4 protein-coding genes are annotated in these 7,234 nt (G+C 69.1%); 1 reads left to right on the top strand and 3 read right to left on the bottom strand.

The features are described 5' to 3' along the window. Together GWG54_RS16270 and GWG54_RS16265 are read right to left on the bottom strand one after the other, a co-directional pair. The coding region (locus GWG54_RS16270; RefSeq protein ID WP_167938768.1) for a glycoside hydrolase family 2 TIM barrel-domain containing protein at window positions 1–3,536 on the bottom strand (3,536 nt) is incomplete at its 3' end. Window positions 3,537–3,800: 264 nt separating this feature from the next. Further along, window positions 3,801–4,565, bottom strand: coding sequence for an IclR family transcriptional regulator (locus tag GWG54_RS16265; RefSeq protein ID WP_167938767.1), 765 nt, complete (start codon window positions 4,563–4,565; stop codon window positions 3,801–3,803). A gap of 322 nt (window positions 4,566–4,887) precedes the next feature. On the opposite strand from GWG54_RS16265, the gene dgoD reads away from it, so the two are divergent. Continuing rightward, window positions 4,888–6,042, top strand: coding sequence for a galactonate dehydratase (gene dgoD, locus GWG54_RS16260; protein WP_167938766.1), 1,155 nt, complete (start codon window positions 4,888–4,890; stop codon window positions 6,040–6,042). A gap of 428 nt (window positions 6,043–6,470) precedes the next feature. On the opposite strand, the gene GWG54_RS16255 is transcribed toward dgoD, so the two are convergent. After that, window positions 6,471–7,124 (bottom strand): bifunctional 4-hydroxy-2-oxoglutarate aldolase/2-dehydro-3-deoxy-phosphogluconate aldolase, encoded by a 654-nt coding sequence (locus GWG54_RS16255; protein ID WP_167938765.1) that lies wholly within the window; start codon window positions 7,122–7,124, stop codon window positions 6,471–6,473. Window positions 7,125–7,234 lie beyond the last annotated feature (110 nt).

Genomic DNA, 7,234 nt, shown 5'->3' with positions numbered 1-7,234 from the left:
AGCCCGCCGTCCTCGGCGGCTCCCTCCGCGAACCCTTCGACGGCGACGCGGGCGACCGAGCCCTCGAGTCGGCCGCCCTCGACCGACTCGACGACGTGGCGCAGGTCGTCGAGCCCGGCCTCGTACCAGTCGGGCGCCTGTGCGCCGCCCCAGTCCTGGGCCTCGTTCATGATCGGCGCCCGCCAGGCGTTCAGCAGCGGGCCGCGCTCGAGCAGCTCGGTTCCGTCGTACTCCATCGAGGCGAGGGTGCCGAGCTCGGAATCGACGGCGTACTCGAAGCCGTCTCCCTCGATCGCGATCGTCCCGTCGGTCTCCGAAACCGAGAGCCCGGGCATCGCCGCCGCGCGCTCGGTCTCGGGCTCGGGGACGTCGAACGGGACCGCGAACTGCTCGAAGGCGACCTCGTGGCCGGCGTCGGCGTAGTCGGTCGGCTCCGCGAGGCGGACGGAGACGTCGAGCCAGTACTCCGCGCCCGGCTCGAGGTCGGGCGCCTCGAAGGGGACGGTGACGGGTCGGGTCTCGCCCGGAGCGATCTCGAGGTCGAGTTCGCTGGAGTCGATCGTCTCCTCGTCGGCGGCGAGCTCCCACCTCGTCTCCAGCGCGGAGAGGTCGGTGAACCCGAAGTGGTTCGTCACGTAGAGCTCGCCGTTCTCGAGGGCGCGCGCCGCGATACCGACGGGCTGGTGGCTCTTCTTGAGCTCCCACATCTCGGGCTGGGGGGTGCGATCCGACCAGAGGGTGCCGTTGAGACAGAACGCCCCGTCGGGCCCCTCGAGGTGGTAGAACTGGAACGGCTCGCCGTCGTCGGTCTCGTCGTTCAGGTCCTGGTTGACCCAGTCCCAGATCCAGCCGCCCTGCAGGCTCTTGTCGCGCGCGAGATCGGCGAAGTCGTACGACAGCGTCGGCTCCCCGGGTGAGGAGTAGCCCTCCCCGTCGGGCGCGGCGCCGTAGAGGGCCACCGAGTCGAGCGTGACGCCCCCGTCGGCGTCGGGATCGCCCCCGATCAGGAGGTCGCCGCCGAACTCGAGGCCGTCGGCGGAGTCGTCCTCGACGCTCGCCAGTTCGCCGTTGACGTACAGCCGGAGTTCGCCGTCCGCGCGGACGCCCGCGACGGTGTGTCGGCCGTCCCCGTCGGGGATCGACGCCGCGACCGACGCGTCGCCGACCGCGAACTCGAACTCGCCGTCGGCGGCGCCCAGTTCGTAGCCGTCGACGGCGACCAGCGGGGTCGCGCCGTCGACGTCGCGCACGACGACCTCGACGGTCCCGCCCGTCTCGAGGGACGCGACGTCCGCGGCGTCGCGGACCTCGACGTACTCGCCGCCCTCGAGGGCGACCCGACCGTCCCCCGCGACCTCGGGGCTGCCGACGAGGACGCCGTCGTTCTCGCCTACGTTATCGCGCGCCCGGCGGACCGGGGGCTGGACGTACTCGGACCACATCTCGTGGATCAGCCCGAGGCTGTTGCCCATCGCGTGGTTGTACTCGCCCATCATCACGGGTCGTTCGCCGTCGCCGAGCCCGGAGCCGTCGCCCTCGCTGACCATCCCGTCGGGCATCGGGTAGCGCGGCCCGAGCATGTCGCTGTAGTCGATGGTCCAACCGCCGCCGTTGGGCTGGTGGTAGAGCTGGCGGGTGGTGTCGACGCCGCGGGGCTCGAGGTCGAGGGCCTCGCCGACGCGGTCGGCGTCGTCGGCCCCCGAGAGGTGGTGAGCCTCGAAGGTCTCCGGGATCCGATCGGCGTTCTCCTCGCCGAGGTTGTCGGCGGCCATCGCGAGGTGCGGCGGTCCCGTCCCGGCCTCGTTGCCCGTCGAGTAGACGAACACGGAGGCGTGGTTCTTGTCGCGCTGAACCATCCGCCGCCACCGGGCGAGGATCTGTTCGTCGAACGCGTCGACGTTGGCGGCCATCTGCTCCCACCAGTGGGTCTCGACGTTGATCTCGTCTTGCACGTAGATCCCGTACTCGTCGGCCAGCCGGTAGAACGACGGGTCGTTGGGGTAGTGGGAGGTCCGCACGGAGTTGACGTTGAACCGCTTCATGACCTCGAAGTCGGTCCGCAGGGTCTCGATCGGGACGTGTCGCCCGTAGTCGGGGTCGGTCTCGTGGCGGTTCACCCCCCGAACGTTCATCGGCTCGCCGTTGACGCGCCACGCCGAACTCAGCTCTCCCCGTTCGGCCTCGTAGGCCCGGAAGCCGACCTTCTCGAGCAGGACCTCGCCAGGGGCGTCCCCCTCGAGCGGAACCAGCTCCAGGACCAGCGTGTACAGCGTCGGGTCCTCGGCGGACCACTTCTCGGGGTCGCGCACCGCGGTCTCGAGCGAGACGTGGGCACCCTCGGCGCCGACGTCGGCCGACCCCGACAGCGTCGCGACCTCCCGACCCGTCGACCCCTTCCCCGGCGGGCCGCGGCCGGGACCCTCCGACGGGCCGTCTCCCGCGTCGCCGGGACGGGGACCGCGTCCCGGCGCGTCCTCGGGCAGCCCGCGTCCGGGCGTCTCCTCGGGCGGGCCGCGCCGCGGCCCCTCCGAATCGGGTGCGTAGAGACAGCCCCGAAGCTCGTACTCGCCGGACTCTCCGCCGTCGTTCGCGAGCTCGGCGTCGACCCGCAGCGTCGCGTCCTCGTAGTCGTCGTCGAGGTCGGTCCGGACGAAGAAATCGCGCACCCGAACCCGCGGCGTCGCGTACAGGTAGACGCTTCGGAAGATCCCCGAGTAGCGGAACATGTCCTGGGCCTCGATCGCCTCGGCGTCGGAGAAGCGATACACCTGGACGGTGACCTCGTGGGTCCCGCCGGGCTCGACGCGGTCGGTGACGTCGAACTCGCCGGGCGTCATCGACCCCTGGTGGTAGCCGACGTACTCGCCGTCGATCCAGACGAAGTACGCCTGCCTCACCCCGCCGAAGTGGAGGTGGGTTCGGCGGCCGTCCCAGTCGGCGGGGACCTCGAAGGAGCGACGGTAGACGCCGACGGGATTGTTCTCCAGCGGGACCTCCTCGACGGGGTTCTCGTCGGAGGGCGGGTCGTAGTGGTTCCAGGTCAGGTCGGTGTTGGCGTAGATCCGCTGGCCGTACCCCCGGGCCTGCCAGCTGCTCGGGACAGCGATCTCGTCCCAGTCGACGTCGTCGTGAGAGTCCGGAACCACCGCGTAGTTCTCGTAGCGTCTGAACCGCCAGTCCCCGTCGAGCAGCCGGAAGTACGGCGAGCGGTCGAACCGGTCCTCAAGGCGCTCGTAGGGAACGTCGGCGGCGACGGCCTGCTCGGTCGACTCGAACGGGACGGTCGTCGTGACGTGTGGCGGCTCGTGGTTCTCCTCGAAGACCGCCGGATCGTCGATGTACGACCGGAGCGTCGCCTCGTCGATCGCGCCCGGGGGGATCCTCGAGGGGGAGGAATCGTCGGACGCGGCCGCGGCGCCGACGCCGGCGCCCGACGTCAGCGCCGCCATCCCCGTCGCCTGCAGGAACCGCCGTCGCGACGTCGAGAGCCGTCGCCCGACGGGTTCGGTCTCGGTCGGCTCGTCGGCTCCGCTCATCGGTTCGATCCCCCGCTCGAGACGGTCGTGCGTCGATCGGTATCGATCGTCAGTGCTGTTACCATCCGTCACGATACTCGACAGGTGACTATTTAATTGTACTGGTGATCGTAATTGGATCCCTAGTAAAACAGGTAGTTAGAAACGCGAACGGCGACGCCCTCGAGCGCGTTCGCGGGCGGTCGAACCGGGTTCCGGATGGACGAACGATTCCCGCGTGCGGTGGCCGTCGCGTCGAACGGCTCTCTCGTCTCGCCCCCGGAGTCACTCCCTGAAGAGGTTCAGTTCGATCTCGTTGGCCGCGCTGACGACCAGTCCCGCGAGGTCCTCCTCGAGTTTCTTCCCGCTCATCCGATCGACGCTCCCGGAGACGCTGATCGCCCCGACGGGTCGGTCGGACGCCGCGATCGGCGCCGCGACGCACTGGACGGACGGGCGGTGCTCCCCGCGTTCGAACGCGAGCCCGCGGTCCCGTATCGAGCGAAGTTCCCGCTCGAGTTCGTCCCTCGAGTCGATCGTCTTGTCGGTCCGTTTCGGCAGGCCGACGGCGTCGACGATTTCGTTCACCTCGGCCCGGTCCATCCGCGAGAGGATCGCCTTGCCGCCCGCGGTCGTGTGGAGGGGGACTCGCTCGCCGACGACCGGGAGGAACTCGTTCGCGTCCGTCCCGCCGTCGGTCGCTCTGTACGCGTAGACGCCGTAGCCGTGCTCGGCGACCTGGAGGTTCGTCACCGCGCCGGCGGTGCTGGCGAGGCCGTCGACCGCGGGTCTCGCCGCGCGGACGAGCTCGCGGCGTTCCCGGGCACGGTTTCCGAGACCCAGAAACCGGAGGCTGAGCGAGTAGCGCGTGCCCTCCTTGCGCACGTAGCCCAGCGATCGCAGCGTGTTCAGGTGTTTGTGGACGGACCCGTTCGAAACCCCGGTGCGCTCGGAGAGCTCCGTGATCCCCGCCTCGCCGACCTCGTCGAGGGCCTCGACGATCCGAAACGTCGTCGCCACGGAGCGAACCGGATACGATGTCTCCGACATAGGGGACGATCAGCGTCGAGCGGCATATATTTTCCTATAGCGAAAAAGCTTGGCGACGGAGGCGTCTCGATCGGACGGAAACGGCGATTGCGCTCGAGGGACGGCCCGTTCGGCGGCGCGCGAGCGTCGCCGTTCGGTCCACCCCCTGTCGGACCGTACCGCGGGAGGGTATATTTATAACGGACCGGGAGAATCGGTACGCACGAACGGGGCCGTCGGCGGATCGGCGTACCGAGTCGGCGACGCGGTCGGAACGCGTCGCTCCGTCGGTCGAACGGCGGGCGCGGAGCCGTCTCGAGGCCCCTTCCCAACGACTCCCACCATGTCCGAAATCGTCGATTACGACCTGTACGAAGTCCCGCCCCGATGGCTGTTCCTGCGAGTCGAGACCAGCGACGGGCTGGTCGGCTGGGGCGAACCGGTCGTCGAGGGACGGGCCGCGACCGTCCGAACGGCCGTCGAGGAGCTGATGGACAACTACCTGCTCCGGAAGGATCCCGCGCGGATCGAGGACCACTGGCAGACGATGTACCGCGGCGGGTTCTACCGGGGCGGCCCGATTCTGATGAGCGCCATCGCCGGCATCGACCAGGCGCTGTGGGACATCAAGGGCAAGCGATTCGACGCGCCGATCCACGAACTCCTGGGGGGTCGCGCTCGCGACCGCGTTCGCGTCTACCAGTGGATCGGGGGCGACAGGCCGTCGGAGGTCGGCGAGGCCGCCGCCGAGAAGGTCGAGAACGGCTTCACCGGGCTGAAGATGAACGCCACCTCGGAGCTCCGTCGGGTGGACAATCCGGCCGCGGTCGAGAACGCGGTCGACCGACTCCGCGAGGTCCGCGAGCGCGTCGGCCCCGAGATCGACGTCGGCGTCGACTTCCACGGCCGCGTCTCGAAGCCGATGGCCAAGCGACTCGCCCGGGCGCTCGAGCCGTACGAGCCGATGTTCATCGAGGAGCCGGTCCTTCCGGAGCACAACGACGCGCTCGGCGACATCGCCGAGCACACGACGATCCCGATCGCGACGGGCGAGCGGATGTACTCCCGGTGGGACTTCAAGGAGGTCTTCGAGAGCGGAGCAGTCGACGTGATCCAGCCGGACCTCTCGCACGCGGGCGGGATCACGGAGGTCAAGAAGATCGCGGCGATGGCGGAGGCGTACGACGTCGCGCTGGCGCCCCACTGCCCGCTCGGCCCGATCGCCCTCGCGTCCTGCGTCCACGTCGACGCGATCTCGCCGAACGCGCTGATCCAGGAACAGAGCCTGAACATCCACTACAACGAAACGAGCGACGTTCTCGACTACCTCGAGAACCGGAACGTCTTCCGGTACGACGACGGGTACATCGAGGTTCCAACCGGGCCCGGACTCGGGATCGACATCGACGAGGAGTACGTCGAACGGCAGGCCGAGAAGACCGTCAACTGGCACAACCCGGTCTGGCGAAACGAGGACGGAAGCGTCACCGAGTGGTAGGCGACGTTCGGGATCGTCCTCGGTCGCGGTCGAACCGCCGTCGCTCGGCGTTCTCTCGAGCGAGCGCCCGCCGACGGACCGCTCGGTTCGACGACGCTCGGACGAAAACGACGGGCAACGCGAGTGCAGCGATTTTTCGCGTGGAGAAAATCCCGCCGTCTGCCGACGACGCTATCGGCCAGGACGCGGCCGTATTACGTACATACTATCGTAAATATCTGCCAGTCGCTCGATGCCACCGACGGGAACTGCACCGATCGCGGCACCGCCAAAGCGCTCCGACCGTCGTCCCGCGCACATCTTTTCGTCACAGGAAAACCGTCCCGTCGGTCCGTCACGCGCGAGACGAACGGCGTGTGTGGAGATCGTCGTCGGCCGTGCGAGGGGCGTTCGCTCCCGCCGTTCGACTCACGGGGGACCCTCGAGCGTCACGCCGTCCGGGCCGATTCGACGGCGTCGACGAACGCCGCCGCGGTCTCGCGGATTTGTTCCGCGTCCCCGGCCGCGACGGCGTCGCCGTCGACGATCGCGCTGCCGGCCCCGACCGCGACGGCGCCGGCAGCGAAGAAGTCGCCGACGTTCTCGGGCGAGACGCCACCGGTCGGAACGACGTCGACGTCGCCGAGCGGTCCCCGCAGCGCACCGACGTGGCCGGGGCCGACCGTCGTCGCGGGAAACAGCTTCAGCATGTCCGCGCCGGCCTCCACGGCGGTGACGGCCTCGCTCGGCGTCATTACGCCCGGAATCGAGACGACGCCCCGCCGATTACAGGCGCGGATCACCGCCGGATTGCAGTCCGGCGCGAGGACGAACTCCGCGCCCGCGTCGACCACCGACTGCGCCGCCGCCGGGTCCAGCACCGTCCCCGCGCCGACGACGGCGTCGGTACCCGCCAGTTCCCGATCCACCGCGGCGATCTTCGCTCCCGTGCGTTCGCCGTCGGCGGTCACCTCGAGCGCGGTGACGCCCGCCTCGTGTATCGCCCTCGCGACGGACGCGATCCGTTCCTCGTCGATCCCCCTGAGGATAGCGATCACTCCGCCGTCGACGATGCGCTCTCTCACTCCAGACGCGTTTGCCATACCCCCGATTGGCGCATCGGGTGCTTCAATCTAGGGGCCCGTCCGACGGCTCCGTTTCGTGGTACTGTCAATACATAATTAGATTACATATCTAATATAGTGATTCAAAA

Source organism: Natronococcus sp. JC468, assembly GCF_012163165.1.
GTDB lineage: Archaea > Halobacteriota > Halobacteria > Halobacteriales > Natrialbaceae > Natronococcus > Natronococcus jeotgali.
The sequence above is the reverse complement of the archived record's forward strand: the minus strand, read 5'-3'. Positions and strand labels throughout refer to the sequence as shown.

What these genes read in the sequence shown, in the direction of transcription:
- GWG54_RS16255 (WP_167938765.1), bottom strand. Translation starts at nt 7,124, where the DNA reads ATGGCAAACGCGTCTGGAGTGAGAGAGCGCATCGTCGACGGCGGAGTG.
- GWG54_RS16265 (WP_167938767.1), bottom strand. Translation starts at nt 4,565, where the DNA reads ATGTCGGAGACATCGTATCCGGTTCGCTCCGTGGCGACGACGTTTCGG.
- dgoD (WP_167938766.1), top strand. Translation starts at nt 4,888, where the DNA reads ATGTCCGAAATCGTCGATTACGACCTGTACGAAGTCCCGCCCCGATGG.